The 16364-nt window shown below is 54.8% G+C and carries 14 protein-coding genes; 11 read left to right on the top strand and 3 right to left on the bottom strand.

Annotated elements, in window-relative coordinates:
- Window positions 1-77: 77 nt before the first annotated feature.
- A protein-coding gene (locus KORLAC_RS03535; protein ID WP_420913266.1) for an IS3 family transposase occupies window positions 78-1246 on the top strand; the annotation gives its coding sequence in 2 pieces (ribosomal slippage) (window positions 78-348 and window positions 348-1246; 1170 coding nt in all).
- An 81-nt stretch (window positions 1247-1327) separates the two neighbouring features.
- Here the strand turns inward: KORLAC_RS03535 and KORLAC_RS03530 are convergent.
- Together KORLAC_RS03530 and KORLAC_RS19135 are read right to left on the bottom strand one after the other, a co-directional pair.
- Window positions 1328-3238 (bottom strand): AAA family ATPase, encoded by a 1911-nt coding sequence (locus KORLAC_RS03530; protein ID WP_139167529.1) that lies wholly within the window; start codon window positions 3236-3238, stop codon window positions 1328-1330.
- Window positions 3239-3532: 294 nt separating this feature from the next.
- Entirely contained in the window at window positions 3533-4135 is a 603-nt protein-coding gene (locus tag KORLAC_RS19135; protein WP_068303078.1) for a TetR/AcrR family transcriptional regulator, read from the bottom strand.
- A gap of 297 nt (window positions 4136-4432) precedes the next feature.
- On the opposite strand from KORLAC_RS19135, the gene KORLAC_RS03520 reads away from it, so the two are divergent.
- On the top strand, window positions 4433-5611 hold the full coding sequence (locus tag KORLAC_RS03520) for an alkane 1-monooxygenase (RefSeq protein WP_068303074.1): 1179 nt from the start codon (window positions 4433-4435) through the stop codon (window positions 5609-5611).
- A gap of 62 nt (window positions 5612-5673) precedes the next feature.
- Here the strand turns inward: KORLAC_RS03520 and mnmA are convergent, their stop codons facing one another.
- Window positions 5674-6828, bottom strand: a complete 1155-nt coding sequence (mnmA, locus tag KORLAC_RS03515) for a tRNA 2-thiouridine(34) synthase MnmA (protein ID WP_068303067.1) — start codon at window positions 6826-6828, stop codon at window positions 5674-5676.
- 279 nt (window positions 6829-7107) lie between these two features.
- Between mnmA and KORLAC_RS03510 the strand changes: the two genes are divergently transcribed.
- From KORLAC_RS03510 to KORLAC_RS03470, 9 genes are all read left to right on the top strand, one after another.
- Window positions 7108-8883 carry a flagellar hook-length control protein FliK gene (locus KORLAC_RS03510; RefSeq protein WP_082714484.1) on the top strand — a complete coding sequence of 592 codons (1776 nt, stop codon included), beginning with the start codon at window positions 7108-7110 and terminating at the stop codon, window positions 8881-8883.
- 40 nt (window positions 8884-8923) lie between these two features.
- The gene (locus KORLAC_RS03505; protein ID WP_068303055.1) at window positions 8924-9595 is read left to right on the top strand and encodes a flagellar hook assembly protein FlgD; all 672 of its coding nucleotides are present in this window, start codon (window positions 8924-8926) and stop codon (window positions 9593-9595) included.
- An 87-nt stretch (window positions 9596-9682) separates the two neighbouring features.
- The gene (locus tag KORLAC_RS03500) at window positions 9683-11065 is read left to right on the top strand and encodes a flagellar hook protein FlgE (RefSeq protein WP_068303048.1); all 1383 of its coding nucleotides are present in this window, start codon (window positions 9683-9685) and stop codon (window positions 11063-11065) included.
- Between the two features lie 172 nt (window positions 11066-11237).
- Window positions 11238-11510 (top strand): CtrA inhibitor SciP, encoded by a 273-nt coding sequence (sciP, locus tag KORLAC_RS18625; protein ID WP_074519365.1) that lies wholly within the window; start codon window positions 11238-11240, stop codon window positions 11508-11510.
- 103 nt (window positions 11511-11613) lie between these two features.
- Window positions 11614-13389, top strand: a complete 1776-nt coding sequence (gene fliF / locus KORLAC_RS03490) for a flagellar basal-body MS-ring/collar protein FliF (RefSeq protein WP_082714483.1) — start codon at window positions 11614-11616, stop codon at window positions 13387-13389.
- Between the two features lie 39 nt (window positions 13390-13428).
- Complete coding sequence (gene fliG, locus KORLAC_RS03485) at window positions 13429-14436, top strand: flagellar motor switch protein FliG (protein WP_068303039.1); 1008 nt, start codon at window positions 13429-13431, stop codon at window positions 14434-14436.
- Window positions 14437-14453: 17 nt separating this feature from the next.
- Window positions 14454-15152 (top strand): FliH/SctL family protein, encoded by a 699-nt coding sequence (locus KORLAC_RS03480; RefSeq protein WP_068303036.1) that lies wholly within the window; start codon window positions 14454-14456, stop codon window positions 15150-15152.
- Between the two features lie 11 nt (window positions 15153-15163).
- Window positions 15164-15523, top strand: a complete 360-nt coding sequence (gene fliN / locus KORLAC_RS03475; protein ID WP_068303035.1) for a flagellar motor switch protein FliN — start codon at window positions 15164-15166, stop codon at window positions 15521-15523.
- Between the two features lie 30 nt (window positions 15524-15553).
- Entirely contained in the window at window positions 15554-16318 is a 765-nt protein-coding gene (locus tag KORLAC_RS03470; protein ID WP_068303034.1) for a motility protein A, read from the top strand.
- Window positions 16319-16364: the final 46 nt, after the last annotated feature.

The following is a 16364-nucleotide window of genomic DNA, read 5'->3' as shown; positions in this document are numbered from 1 at the left end:
TGAGCTGGTCCCCGGAAATCGGACAGTGACGTAAGCTATGGAAACGTGTTTTCTGGTCTCAGTTACGGAGACCAAATATGTCCAAGAGGAAACAGTATAAGCCCGACTTCAAGGCCAGGGTGGCGCTTGAGGCGCTGAAAGGCGAACAGACGGTTGCGGAACTGTCGAGCCGGTTCGGGGTTCACCCGACGATGATCCACCAGTGGAAGAAGGCCTTGTTGGAGAATGCCGCCGGCATCTTCGAGCGTGGGGCCGCCAAGAAGGAAGCGGAGGTCGATCCGGGCAAGATCAAAGACCTTCACGCCAAGATCGGGCAGTTGACGATCGAGAATGATTTTTTAGTGAACGCGCTCAAGCCATGGACCGAGAAGTGAGGCGGACCATGATTGAGCGCCGACCCAAGCTGTCCGTCACCCGCCAGTGTCAACTGCTGTCGCTGAGCCGATCGAGCTTCTATCATCAGCCAAAGGGCGAGAGCCCCGAGAACCTGGACCTGATGCGCGAGATCGACCAGCAGTTCCTGGATACGCCCTTTTACGGTGTCCGCCAGATGACCTGGCATCTGAGACGCAAGGGCCATCAGATCAATGTCAAGCGGGTGCGTCGGCTGATGCGGCTCATGGGCCTGATGCCGATCTATCAGAAGCCCAACACCAGCGCACCGCATCCCCGGCACAAGCGCTATCCTTATCTATTGAAGGGCTTGCGGATCGACCGACCCAATCAGGTCTGGTGTGCCGATATCACGTACATTCCTGTGGCGCGGGGCTTCCTGTATCTGGTGGCGGTCATGGATTGGCATAGCCGCAAGGTGCTGGCCTGGCGGCTGTCGAATACCATGGATGTCCAGTTCTGCCTCGATGCCCTCGATGAAGCGCTCGATCGGTATGGCAGCCCCGAGATCTTCAACACCGACCAGGGCAGCCAGTTCACCTCATGGGCCTGGACACAGCGGCTTCGCGGGGCCGGGGTTCGCATCTCGATGGATGGCAAGGGCCGGTGCATGGACAATATCTTCATCGAGCGGCTGTGGCGCAGCCTCAAGTATGAGTGCGTCTATCTGCACGCCTTCGAGGGTGGCCGGGAGGTCCGGGCAGGCATCCGGGCCTGGGTTGACTTCTATAACCGCCTCAGGCCTCATAGCGCCCATTCGGGCTGTACGCCGAAGGAAATCTATCACGGCTGTCTGCCGCTCTCCGGCCCGGGCCTCGGCCCGGTCCTCCAAGCGGCAGACAAGGCAGCCTGAACCAACAATGGAAAACAATGATCAGAGACCGAAACTGTAGCTTAATTTAGCCCTGAAACTGTCCAAGCTTTGGGGACCAGCTCAGTGCTCTCCTTCAGATAGAACATCGCCAACAGGTTCACTGGGGTTTTCAACAAAACAAACTCTAAAATAGGTCTGAGCGTTGCGATCCGTTTTTTGCAGCTCAATCGGCATTGAGCCAATTTCTAATTTTGTAACCTCACGGGCAAATCTCCCACGTAACGCATCAGTTATAAGCTTGTCAGAAATTTCTTTATTCTTGTCAGTTACGGTTCTTTTCGCTGTAGTCTTTTTCGCCTTTTCCAGAGAAGCGATCTCAGATTTTCTTTCAATCTCAGCGATAATATCCTCTTTGAGGTCGGCTAGTGTATTGCGGTCTTCTAATTCCTCGTATTGGCTCATTACAGCCACGCGCTCTGGGCTGTTTGCGTCAGCGCTAAGTTGTTTAGCACGTAAGGATAGACTGTCCGTAATTGACCTTATATCTGTTTCAGGCAATTCGACCTGCGGCGTCTTGGGTAGCTCTGATTTACAAATACTGCGATACCGGAGTCGATCAGTAACAAGTACTAACCGTAGTTTTTCCGCCAGTGAAGCTGCACCGATTTCATCCTCTAAGAGACGTTTCAAAGAATGGGAAAAGTCCGAAGAAACAAATGCTTGTTTGAATTCATTGCGAGCATCATCAACAGCTTTTTGTGCGGCTTTTTCGTTCGCCCTCGTTCTAGACTTAATAAACGATTCAAAAGTATTTCTGCGACCGACGGCTTCTTCGGATAAGGGTTGTTGGCATAAAACGCACAAATCCTTTTCGGGTTCAGCGTCAGGGAATTTCTTATCGGGGTACGCGTCAGTATCTGCATATTCGCGGGCGGCTTCCCACAAGTTGCGCCAGAGCGTTTCTCCGATTTCAGGAAGCGGAGAAGCCGAAAAAAGTTGTTCTGAAGCGGTTTTCGACAATGCACGTTTGTCAGCCAAATCTGATGACAGGGCCTGAATTGCGGAAACGGCATCGTCATTTACCGCGTCGTGCAAGTTGCGCACACAGTTAATCGCAGCGCTTAAACGATCATGATGAGCCCTCAATCTCGCTGCGGCCTTTTGAGGTGATTGCGCCAAGTCTGATTGTAGCCCTGTAAATTCGTCCTGCTCGTCTCGTGAGAGACTGGTTAGTCTATCAAGAATATCCAAAGATGAATTTGCAGAAAGTTGCCTTAAAAACTGCCCGGCCTTTGTATTGGCATTCACTTTGGGCGCAGAAATTGAAGCTGGCGTCTGTGCTCGATAGTTCTTTATCCGTGCGTCTATCCGACTAGCTATTTCTGTGCAAGCATATGAAAGTTGCTCAAAAACCTGCATTGGAAACGGTGTGTATGCTAGGTCATTGGTCTTTTCGACGTGTATATTTGCGCTTCTGCTATCAAAAATACTGACAGATGACAGATCTGAATTTGGTGCCTTTTCTGGCGCCCATTCAAATTCATTGGAAACAGTGCCTCTTTGATGTCGAATTGTCGCGGATTGGGGCTCGCTACTTCTATTTGTTACATCTCGCAAAATCTTAGGATTAGAATCGCGGGAACGGCACGCGTGCTTTAAAATCCTAACGTAACCGGACTTACCGGAGCCGTTATCACCGTATACGATATTTAAGCTGCCAGAATGGAAAGTAACTTTTTGATTTTCAGCTAGAGCATTAACTTGTTTTGGATTTGCTATTTCTGTTATCGAAATTGAATCACCGCTAGCCGCACCTTTGCCCAAATGGTGCTCTTCAAGTGGCTCGAATTCGGTCTCCTCTCCCACACAAATAGCCTCTAGTTCTGACAGGTCGCTATCAGAAAGAGGGCCATTCAAAATGATCCTGCGAAGAGCATCCTGTTGCCAGCCTGGACGTGTATCAGACCAACTGAGTATATCCTGCATCGCCATATTTTCGGTATAGGGCGTATCAGATGTTTTAATTGTCATAGCCGCAAAGCCCTCCAAAAAAGGTGCCTCCTATTGTTACATAAGGTTGCAACTAATCAACTTCATTCGTCTCGCTTGCCTTCAGGCTGGCAAAGTAGGAGGTATATGGAAATGTCCGCCTTGGGTCGGAAGCTGCCCGCCGCGATACCATATTATATAGTCTGTCACCCTGAACTTGGTTCAGGGTCCATTGCACAAGCCTTTCCATGGTGTGGCTGCATCAGGCACTGCGTGGATGCTGTTTGCGAAGCTGGCGGTACGCCAACCAAGTTCAGCATGACGGAGGGTTTACCCCTATTTCTCGCCCGTGTAGGCCAGCACCACGTCGATGGTGTGTTCGGTAAAGCGGGCGCGGCGTTCTTTTGAAATGCCGTCCAGCTTCATCACTGTCAGCATCTGGCTGGCGGCCAGCAGAATACGGGCATCGTCGCGCGCGCCCTTGCCCTTTTGCCTGCCGGGCGTGGCGGCATCAAGAATGGCCGTCAGCTTATCCAGCACGATATTCTGGCATTCCAGGAATTTTTCGCGGATGTGCGGGGCGAAATTGGTGCTCCAGTTCAGCCACACCTGCGCATAGGCGCGGTCTTCGTCCAGCCGGCTGGTGGCATGTTCCGCCAGCGCCGTCAGCAGTTCGGCGGGCGTCAGCCCAGTGGGGTCCACTTCATCGAACACCGCCAGGTTCTTCTCGGCCACGTCATCCAGCACGGCGTCGATCAGTTCCTCGCGCGTCGGGAAATAAACAAAGGTGGTGGCAACAGACACGCCGGTGCGTTTGGCGATGTCGGCGTGCTTGGCTTCGCCGATGCCGCGTTCCGCGAACAGTTCCACCGCCGCGTCCAGCAGCTGGCGCTTGCGTTCTTCCGGGCTCAGCCGGGTGCGTTTCTGCCTGTCACTCATACAAACCCCTATTGCCCCATAGCTTTGTTCTACCCGCCGCGCGGGGGCGGGATCAAGCAGCAAAGTGAGGCACCTGTTGCAGCATGGGAACCGGGCGGGAACGCCCTGGCCTCCCTTTGGGCACACTGGGGCACGGGCACTTTTGGGCATGCCCTTTTGCGAACCGCAGATTTCTGCGACCATTTGGGCCCTATGGGTGTGCCCTTCGTGTGCCCTTTTTGGGCCGCCCGGCGCTCTATTGACAATATTATCAATAAATGAGAGGATACCGCCAAATGGGACATGAGGGAGAGATCAATGTCTGCTGAAACTGCCGCGGCCGACTGGCGCGACACCAAACGGTATTTGTGGCCGCTGCCGGTCCTGTTGACCGGCATTCCGCTTCTGAGCTGGTATCTGTATGCCGATACGCGGCTTGAAGCCTGGCTTTGGCTGTCGCCTGTTTTCTTCTATGTCCTTATTCCCATTATTGAAATGGCGTTCGGCGAGGATACGTCGAACCCGCCGAAGGAAGCCATCCCGCGCCTCCGGGACGACCCCTTCTATCGCTGGTCGGCCTTCAGTGCCCTGCCCGCCGCCTATCTGGTGTGGATTGTCGGCGCCTGGTATGTGGCCAACATGGATCTCACGCTCACCGCCTATATCGCGGTGACTGTGGCCAACGGTTTGATGGGCGCGGGGGCCCTCAATACCGCGCATGAAGTTGGCCACCGGCGGGACAGGACTTCCATCAATGTGGCGCGTTTCCTCCTGTGTCTGTGCGGCATGGGCCACTTCCGGATCGAACATAACCTGGGCCACCATGTGCAGGTGGCAACGCCCGAAGACAGTGCCACCGCCATGATGGGCGAAAGCTTCTATGCCTTTGTTCTGCATGAACTTCCTGGCGGTTTCAAGCGCGCCTGGGCCATTGAGAAAACGCGTCTTGGCCGTAAGGGCAAGTCGGCTTTCAGCCTTGAGAACGAAGTGTTCCTGAACACGCTGATCACGCTTGGCATGTATGCGGCCTTCGTGCTGTGGCTGGGCTGGATCGTGCTGCCGTACCTGCTTGTTGGTGCGCTTCTCTCGAACCTGATGCTGTCATCCGCCAACTATATTGAGCATTACGGCTTGATGCGCCCCAAGCGCGACGACGGAAAATACGAGCGCGTTCAGCCCCATCACAGCTGGAACGCCAATCATACGGTGTCGAACGTGATGCTTTATCACCTGCAGCGCCACTCGGACCACCATGCGCATGCCGAGCGCCCGTACCAGTGCCTGAGGCACTTTGATACCGCGCCGCAGTTGCCGGCGGGCTATTTCACCATGTTCATGGCCGCCTGGAACCCGCCCATCTGGTTCGCTATTATGGACAAGCGCGTGGCCGAACAGCATGGTTATGACATGACCAAAGCCTATATCCACCCCAAGAAGCGGGACCGGATCATGAAGCGGTTCCATCACCCGGAAGGCGTGATGCAGGCTGCGGAATAATCAAATATTTCAGTGCGTTGAGAGCCCCTGGCAGGATTGCCGGGGGCTTTTTTATTGGGGGATCAGGCGGCTGCGAGGCGCGGGTCTGCGCTGGTGGCGCTGTCGATCCAGCCGCCGCCCAGCACGCGGTCGCCGTCATAGAAGACAGCTGCCTGGCCCGGTGAAACGCCGGCTTCCGGCTCATCAAGGCGCACGCGGGCGCGGCCGCCTTCAAGGAAAATTCTTGCCGGCACACCGGGGCGCGTGGAGCGGATTTTGGCAATCACGGCCAGCCCGTCAGCCGGCACGTCTTCGCCAATCCAGTTCACGTCCTTGACGCCGATCTCGGTTGTCAGCAGCGCTTCCTTGGGGCCAACGATGACCTGCTTTTTCTCGGCGTTCAGCTTGACCACATAGATGGGGTCTTCAAAGCCGCCGATGCCCAGGCCGCGGCGCTGGCCGATGGTGTATTTCACGATGCCCTCGTGTTGGCCCAGGACGTTACCGTCGATATCGACAATATCGCCGGGCTCCAGCGCGCCGGGGCGCAGCCGTTCGATCACATCCACATAGCGGCCCTCGGGCACGAAGCAGATATCCTGGCTGTCCGGCTTGTCGGCAACGGTCAGGCCGAAGCGCTCAGCCTCGATCCGGGTCTGCTCCTTGTCCATATGGCCAAGGGGGAACCTCAGGAAATCCATCTGCTCCTGTGTGGTCGCGAACAGGAAGTAGCTCTGGTCCTTGCCGTTATCAATGCCGCGCACCAATTGGGCTTTGCCGTCCTCACCCACCACGCGCTGCACATAGTGGCCGGTGGCCATACAGTCGGCGCCTAGGTCACGGGCGGTGTCCAGCAGGTCCTTGAATTTCACAGTCTGGTTACAGCGCACGCACGGGATCGGGGTCTCGCCTTTGATATAGCTATCGGCGAACTCTTCCATCACCTGGTTCTTGAAGCGGCTTTCATAGTCCAGCACATAGTGCGGGATGCCCAGCGCCTCGGACACGCGGCGGGCATCATGGATATCCTGCCCCGCACAGCAGCTGCCTTTTTTCTGAACCGCGACGCCGTGATCATACAGCTGCAGCGTAATGCCCACCACGTCATAGCCCTGCTCTTTAAGAAGAGCGGCCGTCACAGAACTATCCACGCCGCCGGACATGGCCACCACCACGCGGGTGTCGGCTGGTGCCCCTGGAAAGCCCAGGCTGTTCAATTCTGTTTGGTCATGGCTCATTGGCATTATCTTACTACTTTCGTCAGCTTTCGCTCCTTGGCTGTGGATATAGGCATTTGGGCTTCCGGAGGCAAGTGATTCCGCCCATTCGGCATGAATGATCCCATTTTTGCCCGGCAAGAACCGCTCACCCGCTCGATTAGAATAGGCCTTCCAATACGAAGAGTCCTTGGGATTCAAGGCGTTTCACATTTTTCACAAAAACTGGCCCGCGCTTTGCTTCTATCTGGTCGAACGAAACCCTGCCGGGTAACGAGGCGAACAAATTGGTAGTTAGACATGAACCCTATTGATCAATTAATGCAGAGCTTTGCCACCTCCCCCTCTCCAGCCATCGCTGGATTGATCGGGACAGGGCAGTCATCGGGCACCGCACAAGGCGATTCTAGCGTTTCTGCGGCCCAGTTTGCCGAAGCCCTGCAGGCTATTGAAATGGGCACAATGGCCCCCGCGCAGGACCTGACTGCCGACCAGGCTGAAATGCTTGCCAGCCTTCAAATGACATTGGCGCCCAATGCGATGTCTGCCCAAATGCAGACCAATCAACTGATGGCCCTGACACCAGCGGGTTCTGGTGGCGACGCTGCTAGCAATCCGAATTCAGCCTTGCTGGCGAAAAACGGCGTTTCCGGCCTCGCCATCCAGGCGGCCCTTGCCAACAGCGAAGGCAATCCGGCAATACCTGTATGGTCCGCATCCGGCGGACAACAGGCTGGACAAGACATCCCTATGCTGCCTCAAGCAGCGCTTGAGAAACTTGGCCTGAAGCTGGAGCAGCTACCGGCTCTTCCTTCATCGGAAGAACTGGCCGCAGTTGCTCAAGCCGGCACGTCCAGCAATAGCCACATTCTGCCCGCTGATGCCGCACAAGGCCTGTTTGGCGCGGCAGTAGAAAATGCACCTGTCCTGGCGCAGACTGCAGATGGCAGTGCCGTCCAAGTGACCCCTGATGCGGTCGGGCCCGCAGTGAATGGCGCCACAGGCCAAGCAGCTGTGCCAACCGTTGAACAAGCCCTGGCCGCTGGTTCGGGCCAGCCTTCTGCGCTGATAGCTGGATCACCAGACACGCCGGTCAGCGCACCTGCGCCGATCCAACCTCCGACGCCACAGGCGGTGTCTGACGCACCAGCGCAACCAAACCAGGCGCAGCCCACGCCCGCAGCAGCCGGCGCACAAGCTCAATCGAATGACGCTGAAGGCAATGGTGTGATGACACAGCAAGCCCAGCAGCAGGTGGCAGCAGCGGCACCCAAAGCGACAGTTGCGGACCGTAACCTACAAACCGGCCATAAAGCCGGGAACGCCGGAAAAGAGGCCTTTGACCTCAAGCTTGGAGCAGCAACTTCGTCTGCCACGGTGAAAGACGCGGCAACAGCAAAACCTGTCGAACCTGTCCAGTCCCTGCCGGACACCCAGGCACCACTGCCCGCACGCGAATCTCACGCGCCACTGACCCCAGAACGCCTTTCCGGTTTCCTTGATGGTACGTCGGCAAATGCCGTGGCGGCGGGACTGACTGGCCTCAAAGGGGAAACCGGCTTCATGGCAAGCATGTCACTTTTGGGCGGCAAACCAACGCCGGAGCTTGCTCATCAGGTCAGCCAACAGCTGAACATGCATGTCACCAAAGCGTTTAAAGACGGCCAGCAAGAATTCACCATGCGCCTTGATCCGGCGGAACTAGGGCGCGTGCGCGTGAAGCTGAGCTTCCTTGAAGGGGGGCGCGTCCACGCACAGGTCATGGCAGAACGCCCCGAAACATTGGAGCTTATGCAGCGCGACACCCGCGGCCTTGAGAAAGCGATCGAAGCCGCTGGCCATAAAACAGATGGCAGCATTCAATTCAGCCTGGACACCAACGATCAGGAAAGCGCAGGGCGCGCGTTCGCTGAAGCTGTCCAACAGGAGAAGATGCGCGACGAGTTGGCAGCACGTTCCGGCATGGGACATCAAAATGCGTCCACCGCCGAAGATGACCTTCTGGAGGAAGAAGTTCCCCTTGAGACGATTCTCGCCAACGTGAGCGTGGAAACCGGCTTGGATATTAAAGTTTAAGGAACGGGACTGAATTCAGGCCCGAAATGAGAGCAAGATTATGGTAGATCTTACAGGCATTACATCAGCAACCGGAACCGGGACGACGCGGGGTGATAACTCTGCGGCCAAACTCGCTGACGATTTCGATGATTTTCTGACCCTGCTTACCACGCAGCTCCAGAACCAGGATCCGACAGATCCAATGGACAGCAACGAGTTTACCAACCAGCTGGTGCAGTTCTCCAGCGTGGAACAACAGATCCAGACCAACCAGAACCTGGAGTCGCTCCAGTCACTACTGGAAATGAATAACATTGCAAGCGCCGCCACCTTCCTTGGTAGCGATGCCCTGATCATGGGCAATAAAGGCGACCATGACGGCTCCAGCGGGATTACGTGGCAGTACCAGAATACCGCCGCAACTGAGGACCTGACTGTTCAGGTGCGCAGTGAAACTGGCACCCTTGTATACTCAGAGGCTGGTTCGACTTCGCTTGGTCTCCATACCTTCGACTGGGCGGGTATCGACACTGCCGGCAACCCAGTAGCACCCGGGGAATACACCCTGAACATTTCAGCCACGAACGCTGACGGCGCCGCATTGAGCCCACCAATTGCGGTGAGGGACACGATTACCGCCGTCGACACCAGTGGCCTTGAACCAATATTTACCGTCGGCCCGAATGAAGTTGGGCAGTCGGATATCTTGCAGCTTGTTCATCGGAACTAGCTGAATTGAATTCCGGACTGAAGTGCCCGGTTAGTGAGCAGAAAGCCCAAAGCACGCGAAAACGCAAAAGAGTGTAGGAGAAGTAAAATGGCATTCACTGCTTTGGCAGCAGGCGTATCAGGCCTCCAGTCCTTTACAGAGGGCGTTGGCGTCATCGCCGATAACATCACCAACGTTAACACGATTGGTTACAAAGAAACCCGGGCCCGTTTTTCGACCCTCGTGACCGAGACGGCAGCCCTTTCATCATACTCACCAGGTGGTGTCCGCGCCTTTTCGGATACACTGGTATCCAAGCAGGGCTTGCTGCAGCCGTCTGCTTCGGCGACAGACCTTTCAGTTGACGGCAATGGTTTCTTTGTCGTCCGGGACGGCACTGGCGCAGAAGACACAGATGGAGAAGTTCTCTATACCCGCGCTGGGTCATTCACGCAGGATTCCCGAGGCTTCCTTAAAAATACAGCAGGCCTGTATCTGATGGGGTGGCCGGTTGCAGCAGACGGCAGCATCACGACCAACCAGAACGACCTGAGCGAACTGAGCCCAATCAACATCAATGAGTTGAACAGCCTTGGTTCCGCGACACAAAATGTTTCGCTGCGTGCCAACGTGAACGCAAGTGCGACGGATATCGATAACACCACTTATAGTACAGGTGATCTGGCTGCTGGCACCATCTCGCCGGAACTTGAAACCAACATTCAGGTTTATGACTCGCTTGGACGCCAGCACACTGTTGTTGTTGCCGCAGCGAAAACTGATGCCGGTGCCAACACCTGGCAGTATGAACTGTATTTTGACGATGACAGCGTGCTATCGCAGTCCGGCGCCGATCCGCACACTGACGGTCTCATTGGCAGCGGCCAGCTTATCTTCAACGATGATGGCTCGATTGATCTGGCCAGCACAACGATGAATGACATCACGGGCACCGCAGTAGACCTAAGTGCAGGTGAATCCCTGACCTTCACTTATGCTGGCACCGCAGATGGCGCAACTGTTGCCGTCGAAGGTGGCTCCATCGCCTTTGACTTCGGTACAGATGGCGAATCCGATGGTTTCTCCCAGACCGACAACTCATCAAACCTGCTGAGCTCCGCCGTGGACGGTGCGAATTTTGAAAACGTCAACGGTGTGTCCATCGGTGAAGACGGGTCTGTAACCGCGATCTTCGATAACGGCTTGACCCTGACAGTGTTCAAACTGCCGGTCGCCACATTCCAGAACGCTGACGGCCTTACCCGCCGTCAGGGCAATGCCTTTGGCCTCTCGGACCTGTCCGGGGACCCATCGTTCCAGCAGGCCGGTCGCGGCGGTGCGGGTTCGATCTCACCAAATTCGCTTGAGCAGTCTACCGTTGACCTCGCCAACGAGTTCTCGGAGCTGATCAAGGTACAGCGTGCCTTCTCTGCCTCTACCCGGATCATTACGACTTCCGATGAGATCCTGGAAGAGCTGACCAGGCTCTAGGACTTGGGCTAACCTAGCCTGAAACCACTCTTTTGCACGAAACCGGGTAGCCATGGGCTGCCCGGTTTTCGCATGGAGCCAGAAGTTAACGGCCTTTTAACTGTAGCCATTAGGTTTTTTTAAAGGACCTGATCCTATAATCGCCCTACCACCTAGGGTGAGGTACTATCTTATGCAAAATGGAACGAGCAGAGCAAATGTCATTGGACCTACTGGCAAGCCCCTAACCCTTGCCGATCTCCCGAAGGCTAATACCCAGAGATGGGTTATCCGCCGCAAGGCCGAAGTGGTAGCTGCGGTGCAAGGCGGCTTGCTGAGCCTGGAAGAAGCCTGCAACCGCTATTCTCTCTCGGTTGAAGAATTCCTCTCGTGGCAACAAGCCATCACCAAGAACGGCCTGCCCGGGCTTCGGGCCACCCGCGTACAGCAATATCGAACTGATTAGCCGCCCATCCATCGACAAATTTCAACGCATCTCGACTTTTTCCTTTACAATTATAGGCAAAAATTGCCTAGATTTAACTATCTGTTTACTCTGACAGACTAATTTGAAGAGTGAACTTGGGGCGAGTATCCCCATTGGGTGTTTGTATCCGAGGTGGGCGTTGGAAAATTTTCTGCAATTTCTTCGAAATCTCGGCACCGGTCGGCTGATCCTTATCGGCCTAGTAGGTGCCCTGACGGTTTTCTTTTTCATTGCCATTGTGGGCCGTTGGCAAAACGCGCCCATGACAGTGCTATATACTGACCTGGACCCAGCGAATGCTTCGACGATCGCACAACGCCTGGAAGCTGAGGGCATCCCCTATGAGACTGACGCAGGTGGTCGGGTTCTGAAGGTACCGCGCGATCAGGTTGACCGGTTGCGCTTGACCCTGGCTGGTGATGGTCTAACGGGTGGTGTTGTTGGCAAAGAAATCTTTGACCAGGAAAGCAGCTTTGGCCGCACAAGCTTCGAACTGAATGTAAACTATGTGCGAGCGGTAGAAGGCGAAATCGCCAGAACCATCAAGTATTTGGGTTCTGTCAGCGAAGCCCGTGTCCATATCGTGATGCCGGAACGGCGCCCCTTTGAGCGCGAAGCATCTGAACCTACAGCTTCAATCCTGATCCGCACGACCGGCGCAGGCCTCGGCCGACGCGAAGCTCAGGCAATCCAGTCGCTGGTAGCAACCGCAGTTCCGGGCCTTTCTCCCGAGCGGGTTACAATTTCAGACACCTCGGGCCGCCTACTTGTGGACGGTGCCAGCGAGCAAGGCGAGTTTTCCAGCTTTACAAGTCTTGAGGAAGCACGCCTCGCAAAAGAACGCATGTACCGCAATAAAATCGAACAACTGTTGGCCCGCCGGGTCGGGGACGGTCGCGTGCGTGCTGAAGTTTCCGTTCAAATGGATATGAGCAGAACCACAACCAACGCCGTCAGGTTTGACCCAGACAATCAGGTCATTCTGTCCCAAAATGTTGTCGAGGAAGAATCGCGTGAGACGGACCAGGTAGGCGGACAAGTAACCACGGCCAACAATCTTCCTGACGCACAAGGGATTGGCTCCTCGCCGTCAAACACGGCCAGCAAGACAGAAGAAGTCACAAACTTCGAAAACTCGAAAACAGAAACCGTAACAATCAAAGAGCCGGGGGAAATAACCCAGCTTCGGGTGGCCGTTTTGGTTGATGGCATTCGCGAGTTGGACGAAGAAGGCAATACCGTGAGTTATCAAGAGCGGCCCGAGGCCGAAATTGATCAGCTCCGCAGTTTGGTTTTGACCGCTATTCCGTTCGTTGACGATGCCAGTATTGGCCGGAGCGATGAAGTGACGGTTACATCAATGCGGTTTGTCGATCCTGCACCCATCACACAGGCCACACAGGAATTCAGCCTACTGGGCCTGAATAAACAGGACTTGCTTGATATTGTTACCCAAGGCGGCGTCATTATCTCAATCATCCTGGTGATTTTGATGGTCGTCCGGCCATTGGTTATGCGCCTGGTTGAAGCAATTCCCGACGCGCCTGCGCAGCCCGATCCTGGACAGATAGAAGACCGGACGAAAGAAGCGCCTGCAATTATGGGCCCTGGCAGTGCAGTGACTGCTGAAGTTATGGCCGCTGCCGCTGCTGGCGACGAAGACGCTGCCGCTGCAGTAAGATACGCCCAGCAGACCGGCGCACTAGTGCGTGACGACATGCGCACAGACGCCAAAATTGATGTAGCCCAGGTTGAAGGCCGTATTCAGGAGTCTGCGATCAAGAAGGTCGCTGACATCATCAGGTCCAATCCGGATGAATCAATAGCAATTGTTAAGACGTGGCTCTATGCCGAATGATATCGCTACCCTGCGACTTAAATTGAAACAGGTGTAAAAATGCCAGAATTGACCAAAATGTCCGGAGCCCAGAAAGCCGCAGCCTTTATGCTGGCGATCGGTGATGAGCATGGGCGGAACATCTGGGAAGGTCTGTCGGAAGACGAGATCAAGGAACTGTCGCAACATATGTCGACTTTGGGCACAGTCGCGGCAACGGATGTCGAGGAACTTTTTGTTGAATTCGCGTCCAAAGTTTCAACCGTTGGGAACTTGAACGGGTCGTTTGACAGCACGGAAAGGCTGCTTGCGAAAATGCTGCCCGGCGACCGCGTGCAGCAGATTATGGATGAAATCCGGGGGCCAGCTGGCCGCACCATGTGGGACAAGCTTGGCAATGTGAACGAGGTCGTTCTCGCCAGCTATCTCAAGAATGAATATCCGCAAACGGTTGCTGTTGTTCTTCAAAAGATTAAAGCTGAACACGCAGCCCGCGTCCTGTCTGTGTTGCCTGAGGATTTCTCGATGGAAGTCATCATGCGGATGCTTCGAATGGAGGCCGTTCAGAAGGATATTCTGGACAAGGTTGAACAAACCCTTCGCGTCGAGTTTATGAACAATCTGGCGCGAACCAGTCGCCGCGACAGTCACGAAACCATCGCGGAGATCTTCAACTTCCTTGATCGCAGCGCAGAATCCCGGTTCCTGGCTGCTCTCGAGGACCGAAACAGAGACTCTGCAGAGCGTATCCGTGCGCTGATGTTCACATTTGAAGACCTTGCCAATCTGGACCCAAGTGGCGTTCAGACACTCCTCAGAAATGTGGACAAGGACAAACTGGCTCTCGCAATGAAAGGCGCATCCGACACCCTGCGGGATCTGTTCTTCTCCAATATGTCGGAGCGGGCCGCGAAAATCCTTCGGGAAGACATGGAAGCCATGGGTCCTGTACGCCTGCGGGATGTGGATGAAGCCCAAATGGATATGGTAAACAAAGCCAAGGATCTGGCTGAAGCAGGTGAAATTCTGCTGTCGGATAACAAAGGCGAAGACGAATTGATCTATTAGAAGCGATATGATGACGAATGGCTGAACCTGTAAAATATCGATTTGATCAAGCCTTTGATGGCGGTGCCAAAAGCCGCTTCGATGAGGAGCTTGAACGGCTGCGCGCGGATGCTGAAACGATCAAGTCGGAGGCATATGCCCACGGCTTCGAAGAAGGCCGCAATCAGGCGCTGCAGGATATTGAAGCTGCAACGAAGGAAACCCTGAGCCAGATTGCTCAAGGTGCCCATGCACTCTTTTCGCAGAAGTCTCAGCTCGAGTCCGGCATCAAGCAGGACATGGTTCAACTGGCATATGCAATTGCTTCAAAATTATCTCCTGCATTGATCCGGGCACACCCGATGGCTGAAATCGAAGCCCTGATTGAAGACTGTCTGGCGACAACCCACAAGGAGCCCAGATTGGTTGTGCGGGTATCCGAGGCACTGCTGGACCCGGTAAACGAACGGCTGGAAGACCTGAAGGCATCAACTGGCTTTCCGGGCGATATCGTGCTGATCGGAGAACCTGGGCTAGGCCCGCAGGATTGCAGAGTTGAATGGCCTGACGGCGGCACGGAAAGAAAACATGACACCATCATGAGAGAAGTAGAAACAGCCGTACAACGTTTCGTCATGTCTGATGCAGACAGCGGCTCACAGGCTGAAGCCGGAAAAGAACCAATCATTGAGAATGACGACGCTGCTGAACCAGTAGCATCGGGTGGACCTGAATAAGGAATTACTGAATGGCAAACGAAGACGAAAATTCAGGCGACGTTGGCTTGCAAAATCTGGACGATGGATCCAGCCGCAGTCCTGACCTTGCCCCCAAAGAAGATGGACAGGTCCGGTCCGCCCAGGAATTGGAACCCGTCTTTGACGTACCCGTTAGGGTTCAGGCTGTCCTTGGCAAATCGACCCTTGAGGTGAGCCAACTGCTGAAACTAGCGCCGGGAGCGGTCGTCGAACTGGACCGAAAAGTCGGCGAAGCAATTGATATCTATGTGAATAACCGGCTGGTAGCCCGCGGAGAGGTCGTGCTCGTAGAAGACCACTTGGGCGTGACCATGACAGAAATCATCAAGCTGGACGGCGGCGCGAACTAAGTTCGTGATTTCAAGGGGGACAGACGGCTTATGAGCACGATTTTAGGTATGTTGACAGCCTTCCTGTTGGTTGCAGGCGCCATTTGGCTTGGTGGGTCGCCATGGGCCTTCATCAACCTCCAGGGAGTCATGATCGTCGTCCTGGGAACCTTTGCTGTTACAGCCATAAGCTTCCGCTTTCAGGAAATGATGACATTGCCAGTCAACATATGGACGCTGCTTCGTCATGGCCAACGCGACCCCTCCGAAGAAGCCATCAAGATCATGAAGATCGCTGTGGAAGCTCGGAAACACAATGATATTTTGTTACTGGAACGTTTATTGCCCAAGTTAAAAGACACACCTTTTCTGATGAAAGCCATTCAGTTGGTGGTGGACGCTACTGAACCGGAAGAGATCGAACAGATCCTTAGACGTGAGGCAAGCACGGCTTCTTCACGCCACATGAGGTCAGTCGACTTTCTTCGGCGCGCTGGAGATGTTGCTCCGGCAATGGGATTGATCGGAACGCTTATCGGACTGGTGCGGATGTTGGGTAATTTGGATAACCCTGCACAGATTGGCCCCGCCATGGCAGTCGCCTTGCTGACTACATTTTACGGTGCCCTGATGGCTCATCTTTTCTTCATCCCGCTCGCGGCGAAGACCGAGCACTGTACAGACGAAGAAGCACTGGTGAACAACCTTTATGCCATGGGAGCAACATCTATTCGTCGCAAGGAAAATCCGCGGCGCCTTGAGATGCTCCTGAATACCGTTTTACCGCCTGCCCAAAGGATAACATTTTTCAAATGATCATTTGCGAAAACGTCAATTGCCCAGGCAATAACAGCTATGAAGC

Source organism: Kordiimonas lacus (assembly GCF_001550055.1).
Classification (GTDB): Bacteria; Pseudomonadota; Alphaproteobacteria; order Sphingomonadales; family Kordiimonadaceae; genus Kordiimonas; species Kordiimonas lacus.
The sequence above is the reverse complement of the archived record's forward strand: the minus strand, read 5'-3'. Positions and strand labels throughout refer to the sequence as shown.